Origin of the sequence: Dyella caseinilytica, assembly GCF_016865235.1 — a bacterium.
In the GTDB taxonomy this organism is placed as follows: domain Bacteria; phylum Pseudomonadota; class Gammaproteobacteria; order Xanthomonadales; family Rhodanobacteraceae; genus Dyella_B; species Dyella_B caseinilytica.
Genome location: NZ_CP064030.1, coordinates 2166830 through 2186332 on the forward strand (window position 1 = coordinate 2166830; position 19503 = coordinate 2186332).

General features: G+C 56.4%; 14 protein-coding genes. 9 read left to right on the plus strand and 5 right to left on the minus strand.

What is annotated here, in order from left to right; genetic code table 11:
• Window position 1: 1 nt before the first annotated feature.
• Window positions 2-457, plus strand: coding sequence for a hypothetical protein (locus tag ISN74_RS09540; protein ID WP_188799101.1), 456 nt, complete (start codon window positions 2-4; stop codon window positions 455-457).
• Window positions 458-491: 34 nt separating this feature from the next.
• On the opposite strand, the gene ISN74_RS09545 is transcribed toward ISN74_RS09540, so the two are convergent.
• Window positions 492-3398, minus strand: coding sequence for a sensor histidine kinase (locus ISN74_RS09545; protein ID WP_188799102.1), 2907 nt, complete (start codon window positions 3396-3398; stop codon window positions 492-494).
• Window positions 3399-3847: 449 nt separating this feature from the next.
• On the opposite strand from ISN74_RS09545, the gene ISN74_RS09550 reads away from it, so the two are divergent.
• From ISN74_RS09550 to ISN74_RS09575, 6 genes are all read left to right on the plus strand, one after another.
• The gene (locus ISN74_RS09550; protein ID WP_188799103.1) at window positions 3848-5092 is read left to right on the plus strand and encodes an MFS transporter; all 1245 of its coding nucleotides are present in this window, start codon (window positions 3848-3850) and stop codon (window positions 5090-5092) included.
• Window positions 5093-5130: 38 nt separating this feature from the next.
• Window positions 5131-5508, plus strand: coding sequence for a tautomerase family protein (locus ISN74_RS09555; protein WP_188799104.1), 378 nt, complete (start codon window positions 5131-5133; stop codon window positions 5506-5508).
• A gap of 329 nt (window positions 5509-5837) precedes the next feature.
• Window positions 5838-6617 carry an SDR family oxidoreductase gene (locus ISN74_RS09560; RefSeq protein WP_188799105.1) on the plus strand — a complete coding sequence of 260 codons (780 nt, stop codon included), beginning with the start codon at window positions 5838-5840 and terminating at the stop codon, window positions 6615-6617.
• Window positions 6618-6726: 109 nt separating this feature from the next.
• Window positions 6727-7593, plus strand: coding sequence for a fumarylacetoacetate hydrolase family protein (locus tag ISN74_RS09565; RefSeq protein ID WP_188799106.1), 867 nt, complete (start codon window positions 6727-6729; stop codon window positions 7591-7593).
• A 70-nt stretch (window positions 7594-7663) separates the two neighbouring features.
• Window positions 7664-8092: a cupin domain-containing protein gene (locus tag ISN74_RS09570; RefSeq protein WP_188799107.1), complete on the plus strand. Its 429-nt coding sequence runs from the start codon at window positions 7664-7666 to the stop codon at window positions 8090-8092.
• Between the two features lie 36 nt (window positions 8093-8128).
• The gene (locus ISN74_RS09575; protein WP_188799108.1) at window positions 8129-8560 is read left to right on the plus strand and encodes a GlcG/HbpS family heme-binding protein; all 432 of its coding nucleotides are present in this window, start codon (window positions 8129-8131) and stop codon (window positions 8558-8560) included.
• Between the two features lie 79 nt (window positions 8561-8639).
• Here the strand turns inward: ISN74_RS09575 and galA are convergent, their stop codons facing one another.
• Window positions 8640-11039: a beta-galactosidase GalA gene (gene galA, locus ISN74_RS09580; protein WP_203546736.1), complete on the minus strand. Its 2400-nt coding sequence runs from the start codon at window positions 11037-11039 to the stop codon at window positions 8640-8642.
• A gap of 385 nt (window positions 11040-11424) precedes the next feature.
• Here galA and ISN74_RS09585 point away from each other — a divergent pair, with 385 nt between their 5' ends.
• Window positions 11425-12441: a sterol desaturase family protein gene (locus ISN74_RS09585; RefSeq protein WP_188799110.1), complete on the plus strand. Its 1017-nt coding sequence runs from the start codon at window positions 11425-11427 to the stop codon at window positions 12439-12441.
• A 40-nt stretch (window positions 12442-12481) separates the two neighbouring features.
• Here the strand turns inward: ISN74_RS09585 and ISN74_RS09590 are convergent, their stop codons facing one another.
• Window positions 12482-13084: an SGNH/GDSL hydrolase family protein gene (locus tag ISN74_RS09590; protein WP_203546737.1), complete on the minus strand. Its 603-nt coding sequence runs from the start codon at window positions 13082-13084 to the stop codon at window positions 12482-12484.
• Window positions 13085-13199: 115 nt separating this feature from the next.
• Here ISN74_RS09590 and ISN74_RS09595 point away from each other — a divergent pair, with 115 nt between their 5' ends.
• Entirely contained in the window at window positions 13200-13430 is a 231-nt protein-coding gene (locus tag ISN74_RS09595) for a hypothetical protein (RefSeq protein ID WP_188799112.1), read from the plus strand.
• A 54-nt stretch (window positions 13431-13484) separates the two neighbouring features.
• Here the strand turns inward: ISN74_RS09595 and ISN74_RS09600 are convergent, their stop codons facing one another.
• Both ISN74_RS09600 and ISN74_RS09605 read right to left on the minus strand, forming a co-directional pair.
• Entirely contained in the window at window positions 13485-15884 is a 2400-nt protein-coding gene (locus ISN74_RS09600) for a GH92 family glycosyl hydrolase (RefSeq protein WP_188799113.1), read from the minus strand.
• Window positions 15885-16029: 145 nt separating this feature from the next.
• On the minus strand, window positions 16030-19212 hold the full coding sequence (locus ISN74_RS09605; protein WP_188799114.1) for a TonB-dependent receptor: 3183 nt from the start codon (window positions 19210-19212) through the stop codon (window positions 16030-16032).
• Between the last annotated feature and the right edge of the window lie 291 nt (window positions 19213-19503).

A 19503-nucleotide genomic window follows, 5' to 3' on the forward strand; every position in this document is an offset into this window, starting at 1 on the left:
CATGAATACGGCCTACATATCTGCTCTGGCGGGGCTTACCGGTGCGGGAATCGGTGGCCTCACCTCCTTTGCGACCTCCTGGCTGACTCAACGCACACAGCTTGCGGTTCAGTATCGCGAGGCTGAGCGAAAAAGGCGCGAGACGCTCTTTAATGCCTTTATCGCAGAGGCTTCAAGGCTTTATGGTGACGCCCTGGTGCACGGCGAGGACGACGTCACGCAACTGGTGAAATTGTATGCGCTGGTCACTCGCATCCGTCTTACGGCCTCGCCAACCGTACTGATGACCGCAGAGCGTGCCATGGACACGATTGTCGATACGTATCTAAAGCCGAACAAAACACTGCATGAGTTGAAGATCTTTGCGGAGCAGGGCGGCATGGATTTTCTGCACGACTTTGGTGAGGCATGTCGGGCTGAACTCGCCGAAGTGATGCTGTATTCATTCCCTTCGTAGACGGCAATCGGGCGGTTTGGCGTCAATCTCAATCTCAGCGATCACGGAGAGCGTCTTCATAGTCGGCGAAATGTCGGCGACGCCTTATAAACGCTCGGCTTGCCTGGATGGCTTGCCAAGGCAGAACCAGTTCGACTTTGGTGCCTCTTGGACTGGCACCTCGGATGGTTAGCTGGCCACCAAGTTTTATCGCACGCTCGCGCATGCCGGCGATTCCCCAATGCCCCTCTTTTTGCTTGTCATGGATTTTCTGTTCGGTGACGCCGATACCGTTATCCGTGACATCGACGGTAAGGGTGTCATCGGTGTAGTTGACAGACACGACTACCCATTCCGCTTGAGCGTGCTTGAAGGCGTTGATGACGCTCTCCCGGACAATGGCGATCATCTCTTCGCAATGCATGGTGCAAAGTGGCCGTGGCTCGCCGTCAACGAGTATCGAGAGGCGAGTATCCGAATGAACTGCCGCATCAGCGCCAATGGCCTTCAGTTTTTCCATCAGGTCTGCATGGTCGGAATCGGCCTGTCGAAGCGCGCTGATGGCATCGCGTCCTTCGACGAGGGATTCGCGCATCTTTTCCTCTATTCTGGTGATCCTTTGCCGTTGCGTATCCGATAGATCACGGCTTTTGGAGAGCATCTCAATTTGCAGGAGGATGCCTTGCATGCCTTGAAGCAAGGTATCGTGGAGATTGCGCGCAATGCGCTCGCGCTCTGAGTGGCGTTCTATCCTAAGTAGTCGATAGCGCCGCTCGACAAAGCGGAGGCGAAGCATATAGACAAGCCAAAGGGCAACGCCAACGACACAGGCTACTAGCGCCTTGAACCATGTCGCCTGGTAAAAGGCTGGCGTGATCGTAAAATTCAACGTAGCGGTTCGCCCGCTGACAACGCCATCTTCGTTGAGTGCAATCACCTCGAAGTGGTAGCTCCCAGGCTGCATATTGGTATAGAAAGCCTCGCGGCGACCTCCGTCGTCTTGCCAATTTTCATCCACTTCCTTCAGCCGATATCGGAAATGTACGCGCTCCGGCATCGACAGCGCGGGCGCTGTATAGGCAATGTGGATGCTGCGCGTCCCCGGTGGTAACGAAGGAACGGAGGATGCAGGCCAGCTGGAGTCGGCCGATGCAAGCGTGTTGATCGTAACGTCCGGTGCAACCGTATTGCGCCGGATATGAGCCGGGTCGATCCAGGAAAGATTTTGCTTGGTCGCTACCCAGATGCGTCCATCCGTGCTTTCGATCATCGTTGGTCCCGGACGAATGGGCAGCGGAGCGCCGTTGATGCCATCCGCCTGGGTGAAAAGCTCATAGCTCGGCGTAAAGTCGGGCCGCTTGAGCCATGTTGCTATCTCACTTGCGCCAATCCTGTAGACGCCATCCGGCCCGTTAAGCCATAGCTCGCCGGCCTGCGTCTGGACGACGCCTGATACACCGCGAAAGGTGTTGTCACCTTTGCCTATCAAATTCTTGAATACGCCTGATGGCGATAGGTACGCAACACCATCGTCACCGGTGGCCCAGACGTGGGTGCCATGCGCATACAGACCGAATACATTTCCGACGCTCAGGCCGTTGCTGCTGTTGTATAGCGTTACGTGATCATGGTCGACGACTGCAATACGGTTGCCAGGATAAGTCAGCCAGATGCGCCCGGATTCATCATTGATGACGCGAATGGCGGGCCCTTCCGGTAAAGCCTTGAGGCCACCGTTGAGGGTCCAGGTTCCGTTGGCCAGTCTGAAAACGCCTACTTTGACGATGGATATCCATGTGTCGCCCGCTGCATCGACTGCGATACCTTGACAGGCCTGAATCACTTGCTCACCACGCTCATCAATCAGAGTGCCGGGTGGCGGTGGAACGTGAGCTATGTGCAAACCGTCGTACATTTCTACATCATTTCTTCCTGGCATCCATACAAAGCCATGGCTGTCCACCGTCGAGCAATCCGCACCCAGTCCAAAACCAGGGATACGAATAGGCGATTGATCACCCTTGATGTACAAGCCATATTCCCGAGGGCTGCCTACCCATATGCCGCCACGTGCATCGGCAGCGATGGTGACGTTGGTCACTTCGTTAGGGAAGTTGCTTGGCAAGTGAACGGGCGTAAATTTCCCGACTGAAAAGCGGTCAATGCCACCTTCTGTCGCCACCCAGATGTTTGATTCGCGGTCCATGAAGTAAAAGAGCGCGAATTGGCCCGACAATCCGTCGCGTCGATCGAAGTGTTCCTCGGAGGAGGGGGAGCTGTTTCCATCAGTCCAATGCTCTCGAGTAATGCCTTCCTGATCTTCGCGGGTGTACCAGATGGCACCTGACGGATCGCGCAAACTTGCCCAGTAGGGGTTGCTTTTCTTCAAGTCTACGCCAGCGGGAAGCCCGATAAGATCGCCCGTGGCTCGCAGATAATCGATAGGTCGCCATTGATTGCTGTGTTCGTCGAGCACGTAAGCGGTGGCGATATCGAAGAGATAGATCTTTCCGTTGACTTCTGCAAGCGCTTGCGGTCCATGCCCGAGATAACCTTGAGCAGTGCCGGCGGTTTCCCAGTGGCCTTCTTTTTGCCAGGCAATGCCGCGTGTCGTCGCAATCCAGAGTGTTCCGCGCCTGGTCCTTGCAAAACCTATGACACTTCCACCCGGCAGGGCGGCGGATGGGACATTTGATACTTTCCCATCATGTAGCAGGCTCATTCCGCCGAATGTGTAGCCTATCCACAGGTCGCCATTGGGTTCCGCATAAAGCGAAAAGATGTTCGTACTCGGCAACAAACGGGTCACACTGTTATCAAAGTGGACGCCATCAAATCGGTACAGGCCGTTTTGTGTCCCAATCCATAGAAAGCCATCCGGCGCCTGAGCGATCCAGGTCGCGTTGGATGGAGCACCATCCCGAGATAAATAGGCGTGGTGCTGAAGCTGGCTCAGCAGCAATCGGTAAGGTGACTGCGACGAGAGGGGTGAGACGAGGTGCGAGGGTTCGGCAGACCAAACCATACGCGCGGAGCCGAAGGACACCAGTAGTAAGCACGCGAAACACGCGCGCACGTACCCGCTTCGGCCGCCAATCCATCGCGCAGCTAATAGAAGGGCGTTCTTGCCGATGGTATTTGTACCCATGGAGCAACATGGAAGAGGGTGTGAGTACCTATTAGGCAACACGCCAATCAAAGGTCGCAAGCCAAATCCAATTTAGTGGTGATAGGAAGCGTGAGGGAAAATCGCGTTTTTCCCCATGAAAACGCCGCTTACTTGAATAAGCATGCTTCATATTGAACAAAGCTGTCATGACATGAGACGCATAACTACCCATTTGGGGGACGAATAGCCAAAGGGCGCAAGATAGAGTACGAGTAACCTGGGTAAACGGCCAAGGTAAACCGATGAGCGCCAGACCTGCAGTCGTTCAAGCGCCTCGAAGGGCAGAAACTGCCTACGCCATAGCGTGGGGATTCGCCGCCGTCTTCTATTTCCTGGAGTACGCCTCACGCTCGGCGCCAGCCGTGATGATCCCTGAGCTGTCTCAGGCGTTTAGCGTCACGGCGCTCGGGGTCAGTACCATCTTGGGCCTGTACTACTACACCTATTCGACCACCAGCTTGGTGGCGGGCATCCTCCTGGATCGCTTTGGTGCCAAATATGTCGTACCCACTGGCATGGTGCTGCTCGCGATAGGCTGCCTGCTATTCGCGATACCCCAAGATTCAGTGGGAAGCGTCGGCCGCCTTTTGCAGGGCGCTGGCTCAGCGTTTGCCTTCACTGGTGCGGTATATCTTGCATCGCATGGTTTTTCTGCGAAGAGCCTGGCCACGGCGATCGGATTCACTCAGTGTTTCGGTATGTTGGGCGGATCCATGGGGCAGATTGCCGTAGGGCCGCTCATTCATGGCTTCGTCAACATCCATCAATTCTGGATGGGATTGGGCGTCGTTGTGTTGCTGGTTGCAGTGGGTTTGCTGCTCGTGACGCCGAGCGAGAAGCACGTGGTCACGGCCGGCGAAAAACGCAATTTCCTCACCCCCTATAAAGTTGTTCTCAGCAATCCACAGTCGTACCTTTGTGGCATTGTGTCGGGTCTGCTGTTTGCGCCAACCACCATTGGCGATATGGTCTGGGGCGTTCGTCTGTTTCAGGAAGATAAACTATTCAGTTATCACGACGCTGTCTTCGCCATTTCCATGGTGCCTTTTGGCTGGGTCTTCGGTTGTCCACTCTTCGGTTGGCTGGCCGATGTCTTGCACCGTAGAAAAGTCGCGCTACTCATTGGGGTAAGCGCGATGTTGGTCTGTGCCTTGCAGCTGACGTTTCTGCCAAGTGTGTTACCCAATTGGGTAACGCTGTTTGTATTCGGCATTTCGTCCGGCGCGGCCATGATTCCCTACACGATCATCAAAGAAGCCAATCCGGATTACGTGAAGGGAAGCGCGACAGGTGCCATCAACTTCATCACCTTCAGCATTACGGCACTGCTTGGCCCTGTTTTTTCCAAGCACATCGGAAAGACGATTGGTTCGTCCATGATCACTCCAGAGCACCATTTTTTCGAGTCGGGCATTTTCTGGATTGCAGTCATTGCACTGGCTCTTCTGGTGTCGTTTGCGTTGCGCGAGACGGGAAAGTCGACGTGAGTCGAAGCTAACTCAACTATCCAAGGGTCGATAAACGAATGCCACTCTATACACTGGTTACGCAGAAGGGGACGCTTGACCGTCAGGCCAAAGCTCACCTGGCGAGACAATTGACATCCTTCCATTCCGCATACGCTGGTGTACCGGAAAATTGGATACATGTGGTATTTCATGACTTTCAGCCGGGTGACGGTTTCACCGCCGGCGAAGAAGCACCTGCTGCGGCGCTGACGGTACTGATTCGATCCGGAAGATCCTCCGAATACAAGAAAGGGATGCTGACTGAGCTATGGAAGATGTTTCAGACCGCGACTAGTGCGCCCGATGACCAAATCGTCATTGGTATACAAGAGGTCTCTCCCAGCCAGGCGATGGAGATGGGGCAGGTGATGCCAGAGGTCGAAGAGGAAAAATAATACGGGCCCACTGCTATGGTCTCGTTTTCGCTCGTTGATTCCAGCAAGATCGGAGAGTGATTCAAGTCAGTCGTGATCCTGGGAATCACTTGGCTGTCATTCCGGCGGAGGCCGGAATCTACGCTTCGCGCTGGTCATGGATTCCGGCCTTCGCCGGAATGATGTTTGCGCGAGAATGCGCTTTGGGGCAATAAAAAGCTCCTTGTCGTAAAGCTCAAAAAATTGGCAAATATCAGACACAGACCCTGTCTACAAAGAACGGCGCGTCTGGCGGAAAACGTTTTTCTTGCGGGTGTTACGAGGCGAAATCTCATTCTGGAGGTGTCGCGATGGATCTTGGAATTAGAGGCAAGAAAGCCTTGATTTGTGGCGCGAGCCAAGGACTTGGCCGCGCTTGCGCAGATACCCTGGCCGAAGAAGGTGTGAATCTAGTCTTGTTGGCGCGAACTCAGGCAACTCTTGAGAAGGCTGCCGACGAAATCCGACAACGTTACGGCGTCGAGGTCTTGGCACTGCCTTGTGATGTCACCTCGGTCCAGGGGCGTCATGACGCCATCGCGGCATGCGAAGACCCGGATATTTTGATCACCAACGCAAGCGGCCCACCGACCGGGGACTTTCGGAATTTTTCACTGAACGATTGGGAAAAGGCCGTTAACGCCAACATGCTTGCTCCGGTGGAGCTTATCCGTATGACCGTGAGCGGTATGATGGAGCGTGGCTTTGGCCGCGTCGTCAATATTACGAGTTGGGCAGTGAAGATGCCCACCGACGCCTACGCCCTTTCCGCTGCGCCAAGGCTTGGACTGACTGGATTTTCAAGCAATGTGGCGCGTGCGGTTGCGTCGCATAATGTTACCGTCAACAGCTTGCTTCCTGGTGTATACGACACCGATCGGTCCAAGTCATTGTTGGCTGCGCATGCCCAACATCTGGGGCTTTCGGTTGAACAACTGGAGAAAGATCAGGTTCAAACGATTCCTGCCAAACGTTTTGGAGATCCGTCGGAATTCGGCGCGGCATGCGCCTTTCTTTGCAGCGTCTATGCGGGCTACATAACAGGGCAAAATCTGCTGATGGATGGCGGTCGTTATCCAGGAATTTTCTGATCTTGTGAAAGTTCTGGAACGAACAATGGTTGGCATTTACGTCCAATAAGTAAACGTGTCTCTTGGTTAGGCTTATCTCCATGCGGAGAGATTGTCGACTGGAGACCGCATGAAACTTGTACGTTTTGGCGCACCTGGCAGTGAGAGACCAGGATTGATCGATGCGGAGGGAAAGCTACGCGACCTTTCGTATCATGTTCCCGACATCACGGGCCATCATCTGTCCGACGAGGCGCTGGCACGCATCGCCTCCATCGATGTCAAAACTTTGAGCCTCATTGAGGAGGAGGTTCGTTTTGGGCCGCCGATTTCTTCGGTCGGAAAAATGATATGCGTAGGTCTCAACTACACGGATCATGCCAAAGAAGCCGGACTTGCCATACCGACCGAGCCACTTTTATTCCTGAAGGGCTGTTCCCCAACGGGGCCCAATGACGCTATCGCAATGCCTCCCAATGCAACCCACTGCGATTGGGAAGTGGAGCTCGCCATCGTCATTGGCAAGCATGGGCTGCATATCGATCAGGCGCACGCATTGGAGCATGTCGCTGGCTATTGCGTGTTGAATGATTTTACGGAACGCGAATTCCAGCTCAATCGTGCTGGTCAATGGACAAAGGGTAAGAGCTTTCCAGGTTTTTCTCCTCTGGGCCCGTGGCTGGTAACTCGCGATGAGGTTCGAGAACCCGGAAAACTTCGGCTGTGGCTCGACGTTAACGGAACACGCCGGCAAGACGGTTCCACGCAGAACCTGATTTTTGATGTGCCTTTTATGGTCGCCTACCTATCTCAGTTTATGGCGCTTAATCCGGGCGACATCATCGCTACCGGCACGCCGGCGGGGGTTGGCGCCGGACATAAACCCGATCCAATTTTTCTCACTGATGGCGATTGCATATCGCTAGGCATCGAAGGGCTCGGTACGCAAACGCAACATATCGTCGCTTGGGAAAAGCGTCCCAAGCCATGGCTCTGACCACACGGTCGAGTTTTAAGGAAATGAGGTTATCCGTTCTGTCCCTTACACCGTACTGGAGCGCGCAGGCATGTCAAAGATTAATTTTCAGCAAACGCAGGTCGTATTGCCGGAGTCCATCAAGTGGACGAAGCAGGAAGGATTTCCCGATTTCAGCTTAGAAAACGCCTCATTGTTTGGTGACATCGATGGTGGCGGACTCTACTTTTCGCTTTTGAGATGGTATCCGGGCTATATGAGTGCGCCACATTTTTATCGTACGGATCGGATTTGCGTTGTCGTCTCCGGGACGTGGTGGGTAAACAGTGGTGCGGACTTCGATCCAAATAATTGTATTCCAACAACACCAGGCAGCTACATTCATCGCGCCGCAGGAACACCTCATTACGACGGCGTCATCGCGGGCGCAAAGGAGCCTACGGTGATAGCCATTTGTGGCATCGCTCCCGTCGAAGTTGGATTGGTTGATCCCAGCCAGCCGGGTTGGCGCCAAGTTTGAGATCGTTTCGCCAATTCTCTAACCATGGAGCAAGCAATGACCACGTTGACACTCGGCAAAGCCCACGACGCTGTAAGTTCGGTGCTTGCTTTCGCGCGCGAAAAGTCGTTCGCACCGATGACGGTCGCATTACTCGATGCAAGGGGAATGTTGAAAGCCTTCGCAGCCGAAGATGGCGTGCCGCTGGGCCGCGCTGACATCGCGATTGGCAAGGCCCATGGCGCGCTCGCGATGGGAGCAAATTCGCGCGCGTTGGAAAAGCGTGCCCAGCAACAACCCTATTTCATCGCTGCCGCGGCACTGGCGATCGGCGGTTCGTTGATCCCGGTTCCCGGAGGTGTCTTGATTCAGGAGCCTGACGGTGGCATTGCCGGTGCGATCGGAGTAACCGGCGACACGTCCGATAACGATGAAGCTGCTGCGTTTGCGGGGTTGGCCAAAGCGGGTCTGGCTGCGCATTCGAGTTAACCATTGCTGGCCGTTTCAACAGATGTGTGCAGGCTGGCTACTCTGTCCAGCCTGCGCATTGCCAGGATCAGTGCACAAATCAACCGATCCGCTCAGGCTTTGATGCAAGCTCTCTTGTTCTGATCGATAGCGTGGCAGAACGTAATGGGTGTTCGGCTGGTTCGTCTTCAATGGCCTCGATCAAAATCTGGCCTGCTTTATCGGTCGATTGAATGATGACCTGGGCCAAGCCATTGAATAGCGATCGCTTGGGCTCCTTGTCGCTTTCCAGGCAGTTGGGATTGCCATTGCCAACGCCGATCAGCTGGCCAGCTCCCGAGATCCGGAACGCGATCTTGTTGTTCGCCGTGGGCACCAGTCGGTCATGTTCGTCGAGTGCCTCGACAGTGACGATGACTATGTCCTGCCTGTCGGCCGTGATCTCCGGGCGATCGGCGGTCAAGCGGATTTTTTGCGCAGGGCCGGTGGTTTCGCGCCGCTCGATCAGGACGGTTTGGCCGTTGCGACGGCCGCGCGCCTCGATGACTCCAGGTGTGTAGACAACCGGCCACTGCACATGCCCTAGATGAGGCACTTTCTTGATGCCGAGGCTTTTGCCGTTGAGCAGCAATTCGACTTCATCGAGATTGGTGTACACCCAGACTGGGATTTCCTGACCTTCCTTGCCTTGCCAATTCCAATGCGGGAATACGTGCAGGCTGGGCGTCTTTCCCCACCAAGCTTTGTAATAGTAGTAATAATCCTTGGGAAAGCCGCACATATCGACAATCCCGAATTGCGAGTTGATCGAAGGCCAACCGTAAGGTGTCGGCTCGCCGCGGTAATCGAAGCCTGTCCAGGCGAAGCCACCTGCCAGCCAGTCGCGGCTGCCGTAGAAGCTCCACCATTGCTCGGGTGTTTGTCCCCAGTCCACGACGCCGTCGTAGCTGTTGACCGTGTTCTTTGTCGCGTCGGAGGTATATTCGCCGCGGGTAGAAATAGCGCTGGATGTTTCCGATCCGAATACAGCACGGTTCGGATGCTTCTTGTGGAAAGCGTCGGGATATTCCGTGTGGTAATTGAAACCGATGATATCTAGCGCATCCGATACGCCTTGCTCGTTGTCTCCATTGACCGCCGCGGAAACGACACGAGTGGGATCGAGTTGGCGACAATGCGCGACCATGGTTGCTGCGATGCGCGCACCTTCTTTCGCCATATCGCCCTTTTGAAGCGCCCATTCCTCATTGCCGATCGACCAGATGATGATCGAAGGCGAGTTGCGATATCGCTTTACCATGAGTTCCAGTTGCTGCAGGCCACTGGGGTTGGAGCTCATCTGGCGCGTTTCGCACATCATCATCATGCCCATGCGATCGCATGCCTCGACCCATTCGGGTGTCGGCATGTTGTGCGAGGTGCGCACCGCGTTGCAGCCCATTCCTTGCAGTACTGATATCCGGAACGATTGCAGCCGGTCGGGCAGGGCGGCGCCCACCCCGGCATGGTCCTGATGGTTGCAAGTGCCTTGAATCTTGAGCGGCTCGCCATTGAGCAAAAAGCCGCGGTTGGGATCAAATATCGCCGTACGAATGCCGAACGGAATCTGCTCTGCGTCGCGCAAGGTGCTGTCGACGAAAACTTTGACGAGCACGGTGTAGAGATGAGGCTCATCAGGCGACCAGAGTGCGGGATGGCTGACGGTTGCCGTGGCCTGATAATCCATCGACGCATTCGCGGCAATCGCCTGCGCCGGTGATGTTACCTGCGCAACCACATGACCGGCAGCATCGACGATGGTCCAATCTAGCGAGGCATTCACCGGATGCTCGCTCTCATTCTCGACAATCGTGGCAAGGGCGAGCATGGCCGCATCGCCTTTGACGTCAGGGCGCACGACGCTTTCCCATTTGCCCAGGTGAACCGGGTCCATTTTGGTCAGCCACACGTGGCGGTAGATGCCAGCGCCTTCGTAGAACCAGCCGTCGCCGAAACTCGCGTCGACACGCAAGGCTATGTAATTCTTGCCGCCATAATTGAGGAAATCAGTGAGGTCGAAGCGGAACGGTGTGTAGCCGTCGTCGTGACGGCCGATGAAGCAACCGTTGACGAACAGCATGACGTTGCGCATCGCGCCGTCGAATTCGATCCAGATGCGGCGTCCGCGATCGCTCTCGGGGATCTCGAACATGCGCCGGTACCAACCGACGCTGGTGGCTGGGTAGCGTCGCCCGAGTGGTTTATAGCCATGCGAGAGCAGCCGACTCTCTTCTTCTCCCTTGTCATCGTGAACGAATGGGAGCTCGACGGCCCAGTCATGCGGCAGATTCAGTGGACGCCAGCCAGCATCTTGGAAATCGGACGTGGCAATCTTGAAAGCCCCCGTCTTTGAAAAATCACTCTGGCCGAATCCATATCCGAAATCCTTGGTGGGATCATCGCCATTGCCAAGCGCGAACCGCCAGTCAAAATCGAACGGCAACTGTTCGCGTGGTGCCATGGCTGTCCTGCTTTGCACCCGAGGCAAAGGCTGCTTTCCGCGTATTTTCCCTGTGCTTTCCGCCCATGCGATACGCGGCAGAAGGGAGTAGCTAAACAGTCCAATACCTGAGATGACAAAGGTGCGGCGCGTGATATCGACCATGGGAATCGCAATCTCCAAGTGATTTATGCGGCATGCGCTTTTGAGCAAATAAAGAACTTGTCCTGATTTCCCCAAACATCAGCATCGGCATGTCCATCTTTCGCCATGTCGCTTGCCAGGATGGATGCTGTATCACCCCGGTGGACTTGCACAGCCATTTAGATCGTGACAAATTGTCGCTGGGAGTAACAGCCCCTATGCCGCAAAAACCATCGTAGAGACGTCGCCGGGGAGGGCAGCCATGGATATTTTGGGTTGGATTCGCGATCAGCTGACTGGCTTCTTTGGCTTAGAGCCTTGGCTGAAGGTGTTCGCCTCTGGCGATTACCGGAGTCTGCTCACAGTAGATGGTTTCGGCGGCCTGATCGGGCCCATCATCCCGCTGTTGCTGGTATTCGAACTCGTGCGCGGCATCGTGTTGCGTCGCATCAGGCGCGAGGATTACCAAGTTCCATTGCTGGTGATGGTGCTGAACCGTTTCATCGGCAACTTTCTCACTATTGCCATGGTCGGCTTCTGCATCGGCCTGTTCAACCGCTTTGCCCCATTCCAAGCCGGACTCACCTGGTACGGATTGCTCTATGGCTATGTGGTGTGGGAGCTAGCCCACTTTGTGTATCACTTCCTGGCACACAAGGTCCGCCTGTTGTGGTGTTTGCATTCCACTCACCATGCGCCCGTGGCGATGAATCTGTCTGTGAACTTTGCGCACATTTTTCTCGAAGGCCCTTATGCCGACTTTGTGCGCACAAGCATCTGCATGCTGCTGGGAGTGAGTCCACCACTGCTGTTCCTGATCATGATCATTGACAGTTTCTGGGGCAGTTTCATCCACCTCGGCGAGAATGTGCTGTCGCAAGGGAAGCTTGGCGTGTTTTATCGTGTCGTGCTGACGCCCTCACACCATCGTGTGCACCACGCACGCAACGTGCTCTACATGGACACCAACTTCTGCAACCTGCTACCCATCTGGGATCGCGTCTTCGGCACTTATATGGAAGTGCATGAGGATGTTCAGATTGAATACGGCATCACTCGACCGGTTAAGCGTTACAGCGTGCTTGATGCCTATCTGGGTGAACTCTGGTTACTAGGGCGCGACGTATGGCGTGCACCGGGGTTGCACAACAAACTGCTATACCTCGTCATGCCGCCAGGATGGAGTCACGATGGTGATCATCACACCGCCAAAGTGGTCAAGCAGGCGTTGCAGATGCAGCAGCAGGGATCTGCAACGCATGTAGAGGCTGGCATTTAGATAGGGCCAGGAGCCTTTTGCCAGCACCGTTCTGTCATCCTCAAGGCGTTTGGGAATGCGCTTGGGAAATCGCCGTTTTAGCCAGCTCGCTCATCACGGCATAGCCGGCCGGATTCGGATGGACGCCATCGATAGCCAGCTTCGCCTTGAATCCGCGATGACCGTCATCCAGCGGCGTGAAGTAATTCACGTAGACCAGGCCTTCCTTATCTGCGTATGCCTCGATCCAGTCGTTTAGTGCTTTTATCGATTCGATGGGCGTAACGGAAGGCCGCCACGGGTAACGAGCCACCGGCGTAAGCGAAGCCAGAATGACGCGGATGTGGTTGGCGCGCGCAAGCTCCACCATGGTTTTGATATTGTTTTCGATCGCACCGAGCGAGGTCGGGCCAGTATTGCCGGCGATGTCGTTCGTACCAGCGAGGATGTGCACAACAGCAGGCTTCAAATCGACCACATCCGCCTGAAAGCGCAACACCATTTGCGGCGTGGTTTGTCCGCTTACACCACGGTCAATCACATCATCGGTAAAAAGCTTTGGATCACCGGTACCCCATGCCTCGGTAATGGAGTCACCCATAAAGACCACGCGATGAGAGGATGCCTGGGGAAGCGCGGCGTTTGCATCGCGATAGCGACACAAGTCACCGAAATCCTGCAACCTTCTTTCGTCCTGCCACATTCTTGACGCTGCGCTTACCTCCGCACTGGGCTGAGGCAACGGTTGATGAAGCGCTTTTGCCTGGTCCGATTGCGCCATGAATGCCTGCACGATTGCAGGCGCCGGCAACAAACTGGCGCATGGATTCTGCACGATGCCGACTGTTTGGAGAGTTTTCGTGCTGGAGGATGGACCTGCTTTTGACGGGGATTGCGCCATGGCTGCACCACATGCGAATGCGCCGATCAAGACAGATACACCCCAAGCTTTAGCTTTCATCATCGGCTTTCTCTCTTCATGGTTGTTCGACAGCGAAGTACTGCAATGACGGCTGGACCATCATGGCATGCTTTCATTTCGCAGGTCATGACTGTTCTGGCAATCACTGCCGATTCACCGACATCGAGGGCGGTGCATCAGCCGGGTCGGCGCCCCACGCCTTGTTGGGTTCGGGTCCCATGATGAGCACCAACGTGGCACCGTTCGCGACGTCGGCATGACTGAACCAGGGCTTGGTCCACGGCTTGCCGTTGAGCGTCGCGGATTGGATGTACATGTTCTGTGCCGAGTTGTTGCGCGCGATGATCTCGAAGACTTTGCCGTTCTCCATGTGCAAGCGGATCTTGTCGAAGATCGGGCTGCCGAGGATGTAATCAGGGCTGGAAGGATCGACTGGATAGAAACCCATCGCACTGAGCACATACCAAGACGAGGTCGAGCCTTGGTCATCCATACCAGGAAAGCCGTAGCCGCTGGCGTCGCTGCCGTATAGATCGGCAAGGATGCGGCGTATCAGCGCCTGCGTTTTCCAAGGCTGACCACTCCATGCGTAGAGATAGGCTGCCTGCTGGTCCGGTTGGTTACCTTGCACGTATTCCCCGATCATGCCGGTGCAGTCGCGGCAGATGCCTTTGGCGCGATAGGGTGTCGAGAAGAATGCGTCGAGCTTGGCGTTGAACGCAGCGCGCCCGCCGAGCAGATTCATCAACCCTTGCACGTCATGCGGCACCAGCCATAACGTGGACCAGCCCGAGGCTTCTTTCATCATGAAGTTGTAATACGGCTCGCCCGGATCGAACGGCGAAATCCACTTGCCGTCCGCAGTGCGGCCGCGGACGAAGCCCACTGACGGATCGAACACGTTGCGGTAGTTCGCCGCGCGGCGCAGGAACATCTGCGCGTCTTCCGTCTTGCCGAGCCGGCGTGCAACATCAGCTAGCGCGTGATCATCCCAGGCGTATTCAAGCGTAGTGGCGGCACCGGCTTTGCCGCCAGCATAGGGCGGGCTGGGATTTTCCGGAGGGATGATGTCGGAGATCCAGCCGTTCTTCATGTACTCGGCCAGATAGTTGCGCGGCCCGTTGGGATCGGTCGCGTTCTTGCGCAAGTACGTGTAGGCGGCAGCGTAGTCGAACGGGATGCCGCGCTGCCACGCGCCATCGTAGAGAAACACGGCGTGGTCGCCGTGGAAGGAGGTGTCCATGTAGTCGTGTTCGCGTGCCCGGTCGAGCTCAGAACGCATGATGCCCTGCACGACCTGCGGCTCAAGCAGCATCAGCAGCGCAATCTGATTACGGCCGGTATCCCAGAAAGGCACCGGTCCGTAGCGGTTGTAGTCGGCGACCTGGACATGGCCGTCCATATCGGTGAAGCGCTCGCCCTTGCGTGCTTCCAGCCGCGGACTGGCGAAGGAGTGGTATAGCGTCGAGTAGAACAGCATGCGTTGCTTTGGCGTGCCACCGGTTACTTCGACACGGTCGAGCAACTGCGCCCAGGCTGCACGCGCCTGAGCGTGCACGCGCTCGAAATCCCAGTCCAGGTTTTCGGCGTGCAGTCGTTGTTCGGCTTCGTCAGCACTGTGGCCATGGGCGATCTTCACCAACACCTGCTCGCCAGCCTGCGTGTCAAAGGTGACGTAAGCGCCCGCGTAGCTGCCGGACACGGTGCGCCGGCCGGCCTGCACGTCTTCGTCGCCGATCCCGTAACCCTGGTTCTCGTGGATCGCGCGGAAAGTGCCGAAGCTGGCGAACGGCCGCGAGAACTCAGCGACAAACCAGGGGCCATCCGAGTCGTCCTTCGAACGCTCACCGGTGGCAACGCCGCGAAGCGTGTGATCGCCAACCACTTCCACATCACCGCCAAGGCGGCGCAGATTGACGACGATGTTCGAGCGATGGCTCGCCGGAAAGGTGAAACGCATCAGGCTGGTCCACTGCGTCGCCGTCAGCTCGACGCGCGTGTGGAACGTGGCGAGATCGACGGTGTAGTAGCCAGGCGATGCCTTCTCGCTCGCTTTGTCGTAGTACGACTGCGCATAGTCCGGCGGCATGGTCCAGTCACCGACCACCGGCATGATCATCGGTCCGGCGCGGCCACCATAAGTTGAACCGCCGCCACCGGTGAAACCGATCATCGTCGGGTTGGAGTAGTAGTAAGGCGCGGCCACGCCCGTGGGATAGCTGAGATCAACGTTGACGTTGACCGGTGCCGTCTCGGTCGAGCTTTGCGGCAAGCTGGCACCGGGCGAAGTCATGCCCGAATACAGCGGCTCGCCTGGGGGCGGTGCGTTGCCGATCAGCGCCTGCTGATCCAGCGGCGCGGTGCCGACCAGCGGATTGGCTTCATCGACAGCCGTCGGCGTTGTGGATGGCGATGCATTGCCGTTCTGAGCATGCGCGCCGATGCCTCCAATCGTGAAGGTTGCCAGCGCGATGGCTAGAACAGTGTGCCGCTTGCGGATCGATGAGGTACGACGCCGAAAGCGTTCGAGAGATGAATTCATGCTTTCCTCCAGTGCAGCGATAAGGACGCGCCCGCGTCCGTGCGGGCGGCAATCTTTCTCTTTTTTCCCGGCGGGAGAAGAGAGCAGGGCAGAAGGTTCGGTCGCCGCGGAGTCAGGCGAAGAACCTGACCTCGCTCGTTTTCTTTCAACCGCCATCTCCGAACTTGTACGTGAGGCCCAGGTAATACTGGCGTCCGGCATATTCAAGTTGGTACAGCCGCTGTGTGGTGTCGCTGCCCAGATATTCGCGAGACGTGGCACGCGTGAGATTGATGATCGACGCGGTCACCATCAGATGCTTGGTGAACTCGTAATCTCCGTTCAGATCGATCTGGTTGTAGGGTTGCATATAGTAGGGGAGGCCGGCCGAAAGCCCCTCCATGGTGCGGCCCGTCCAGTTGCTGGTGGCGCGCAGCAGGAGCCCGTTTTTTTCGTAGAACAAGGAAATGTTCACGGCATACTTTGCACTGCCGATCAGTTCTGATTTTCCGACTTGCGTGTTGTCGAGCGAAACAGCGGTTTCGTTGGTCTTGTTGAGCGTGTAGTTGGCGATATAGCCAAAGCCCATATCGAACGTGTGCTGTGTGTAGAGCTCCACACCTTTGGACGTACCCGAGCGGCCGTTGGCATTGGTGCTGTACTGCATGAATGGCGTGGGCGTGCCGTTGACGTCTACCGTCGTGTTGTTGACGGTGACGGGCACGACGAAATTCTTCACCGTCTTTTGGAACAGATCTACGCCGACCACCGATTCAGGTGCGTAATACCACTCGCTGGCCAGATCGAACTGAGTGGCTGTGAAGGGCTGCAGATTTATGTTGGCGCCGCTGCCATACCAGCCCGGCAGAGGCGCGCCGAACTGCTTACGGTCGTTGTAGTAAGCCTGGGTGTCATCGGTGAGACTGCCCAACTGCGCCAGATCGGTGTAGTTGGCGCGGGCCATCGCCTGCGAACCGGCAGCGCGCAGCACCACGTCATCGGCAACGGTCCACGCGACGTTGAAGCTGGGCAGCGCCTTGTTGTAGCGCCTGCTCATGGAGGCGTTGGTAAATGATTCCACCACCGCTTGTTCTTGCGGTAGGTACTGGAAATCACCTGGCGCACATGGTCCGCCTGCGATGTTCACGCCGGAGCTCGGACAGATCAGGATAGCGCCCTGCGGCGAGTGGTAATACACCGCATTATTGGTAGTAATCAGGTCGGCAACGGTGAGGTTTTGCAGCGTGCTCACAAAACGCAGGCCGACGTTGCCGCGCACCGTGCCCGTATCGAAGTTGGCCTGGACGTAGGCCGCCGAGATCGATTCGCCGAGGAAGGATTGATCTTCCGGGTGATGAAAGACCGTACTGGTGTAAGTCTGGTTGAGGTAGTTGTAATAGGCCGGAAAATTGATCGCTGGGAAGATGTTGTCGTTGAACGCCGGAGTGTGGCCATCAAGCAGATACGGTTCCAGGAAGTTCGCGGGCAAATTGCCGGCATTCGGGTCGCAGGTCTGGAACTGTTCCGTGGTGCCGGGGCAATACCAGCGAATCTCGTTGTTTTCTTGATGAGCATGGTTGTCGCGGTACTTGAGGCCGAATTGCAGTGATTGCATCCAGCTGGAATCAAAGGCCAACGTGAAATCGGTCTGCAGGAAGTTCTGCGAAGTATCGGTATTGATGAAATTGGAGCTGGTGGAGCCGAGATCCACCTGTCCCTCACCAGCCAGCATGTTCTGCAGTGTGTTTGGCGAAGCCGTAAGCGTCGGCGTGCCATTGAGGGTCCACTGGCTTAATTGGCTACCGTCCACCCATTGCCCATTGACGAAGTTACGCGGCTTGGCCGCCATGCCAAACTCCACCGACGGGCCACCTGTTGCCCAAGTGCGACCAATGTTGAATGTTGCGCTGAGGTTGCCGTCACCATCCCATTCCCCTTCGATGTTCATCGACTGCGAGGTCGCTTTTTCGATGGAGTAATTGCCCGTCAGCCATGGCGTCTGCGAGGAACAAACATCCACCGCCTGCCGTTGCGCACCGGTGACGGGGTTGGTAAGCGAATTGCATCCCTGGCCAGCGTTCGGAAGGACGTAGCTGGCACCAGTGACAATCGTGTGCGATGGATCGAACGTCAGTCCATTGGGAGCGAGCAGATTGCCCTGCTGGTCCGCATAGCTGCCGGTGGGCAGGCCCCACTCGGGAATCTCCACCGTGTTCGTGATCTGGTCTTGCTGCCGCTGGAAGCGGAAATAGTTGCCAGTTAGCAGCAAATTCTGGGTAGGTTTGAACTGCAAGGTGACCTGGGCGCCTTTGGTCTTCAGATCCAATTGCGATCTGCTGGTGCTGAACTGTTGCGGCATCCAGTAGCCCGAATAGCTCTTGCCGGCCTGGTCGGTCACACCACCGCCGGGCCATAGGTCGATGTTGGGTTCCACGGAACTGCCGAACTGCTGGCCATGCACGTTCACCGGCGGCGAGGTACACGTTGCGAACGAAGTGCAATTGTTGTCCCACCAGTGCCAGTTCGAAGCACTGGCGACGTCATCGGTATCCTTGCGCTCCTGATATGAGCCCGCGACCAGCATGCCGAAGGTCTGCGCTTTGTTTTTCCATGACCACAAGGCCGAAACCTGCGGTTTGATCTGGCTGTTGTTGTCGGCGCCTGCGGCATTCACGGAAATGAAGCCATCATTGGCGGGCATTTCCAGCGGGCGGCGCGTGTGCAGATCCACCACGCCACCGATGCCACCTTCATCCAGGCGCGCTTCCATGCTTTTGTAGAGCTTGATGTCCGAAAACATGTTGGCCGGCATCAGCGTGTAGTTGAACGAGCGCGACAGTCCGTCCGAGGTATCGGCCGAGGCCACGTAATTGCCGTTCAATTCTGTCAGCGTGAGCTCCGGCGACAGGCCGCGGATACTGACCGTCTTTCCCTCGCCGTCGTCGCGACTGATCACCACGCCGGGAACATGTGCAAGGGCGTCGGCGATGTTCTTGGCGGGAAACTGGGAAATGTTCTGCGCGTTGATAACCTCGACGACCGCATTGGAATCACGCTTGTCCTGCATGTTCTGGTCGATCGATTGGCGAAAGCTCGAGACGACGACCGTCTGGAGGGTAGTGGGGTTGGTGGCGTCCCCGGTTTTTTTCTTGTCGTTCTTATCGTCCTTCTTCGCCTTTGCATTATCGGATGCTTGTGCCGGCGGCGATGCTGTCGTTGCAGCTGCTGCAGGTGGAGCTGTCTGCGTGGCAAAGGAAACTGTGGGTATTCCCAGGCAGCCGCTCAATGACACCAAAGCGAGCGCGGCATACAACGGCTTGCGTGTAAACACGTGTGGCAGATAAGTCATCTTTTTTGATTCCCCAATGCTGGTGTGCGCGCTTCTGGAGTCGGCGCGGTCATCCCCCGTTTGATCACGTGCTGCGGGTGCGTAATTGGCTGCTGTCGTCTTCCTCCTTGCTCGAATTAGATCGATCTAAATTTTTGGGTGCGACGAATGCTCGACGCGTCAGTGGCAGGTGCTTTAAAGCGCTGAATGCGCTGTTGCGAGCGCCCAGGTCTGGGGTCGCCGAAGCGGCAAGTCGCGGCTCGCCCTGGGGCTGGCGGAGCCAATCAGATGGACAAGAACAAAGCCGCGAAC

Bases quoted from the DNA above. Each gene is read 5' to 3' on its own strand.
- ISN74_RS09585 (WP_188799110.1), top strand. From the start codon at position 11,425: ATGGATATTTTGGGTTGGATTCGCGATCAGCTGACTGGCTTCTTTGGC.
- ISN74_RS09605 (WP_188799114.1), bottom strand. From the start codon at position 19,212: ATGACTTATCTGCCACACGTGTTTACACGCAAGCCGTTGTATGCCGCG.
- ISN74_RS09540 (WP_188799101.1), top strand. From the start codon at position 2: ATGAATACGGCCTACATATCTGCTCTGGCGGGGCTTACCGGTGCGGGA.
- ISN74_RS09575 (WP_188799108.1), top strand. From the start codon at position 8,129: ATGACCACGTTGACACTCGGCAAAGCCCACGACGCTGTAAGTTCGGTG.
- ISN74_RS09560 (WP_188799105.1), top strand. From the start codon at position 5,838: ATGGATCTTGGAATTAGAGGCAAGAAAGCCTTGATTTGTGGCGCGAGC.
- ISN74_RS09600 (WP_188799113.1), bottom strand. From the start codon at position 15,884: ATGAATTCATCTCTCGAACGCTTTCGGCGTCGTACCTCATCGATCCGC.
- ISN74_RS09565 (WP_188799106.1), top strand. From the start codon at position 6,727: ATGAAACTTGTACGTTTTGGCGCACCTGGCAGTGAGAGACCAGGATTG.
- ISN74_RS09550 (WP_188799103.1), top strand. From the start codon at position 3,848: ATGAGCGCCAGACCTGCAGTCGTTCAAGCGCCTCGAAGGGCAGAAACT.
- galA (WP_203546736.1), bottom strand. From the start codon at position 11,039: ATGGCACCACGCGAACAGTTGCCGTTCGATTTTGACTGGCGGTTCGCG.
- ISN74_RS09555 (WP_188799104.1), top strand. From the start codon at position 5,131: ATGCCACTCTATACACTGGTTACGCAGAAGGGGACGCTTGACCGTCAG.
- ISN74_RS09570 (WP_188799107.1), top strand. From the start codon at position 7,664: ATGTCAAAGATTAATTTTCAGCAAACGCAGGTCGTATTGCCGGAGTCC.
- ISN74_RS09595 (WP_188799112.1), top strand. From the start codon at position 13,200: ATGAATGCCTGCACGATTGCAGGCGCCGGCAACAAACTGGCGCATGGA.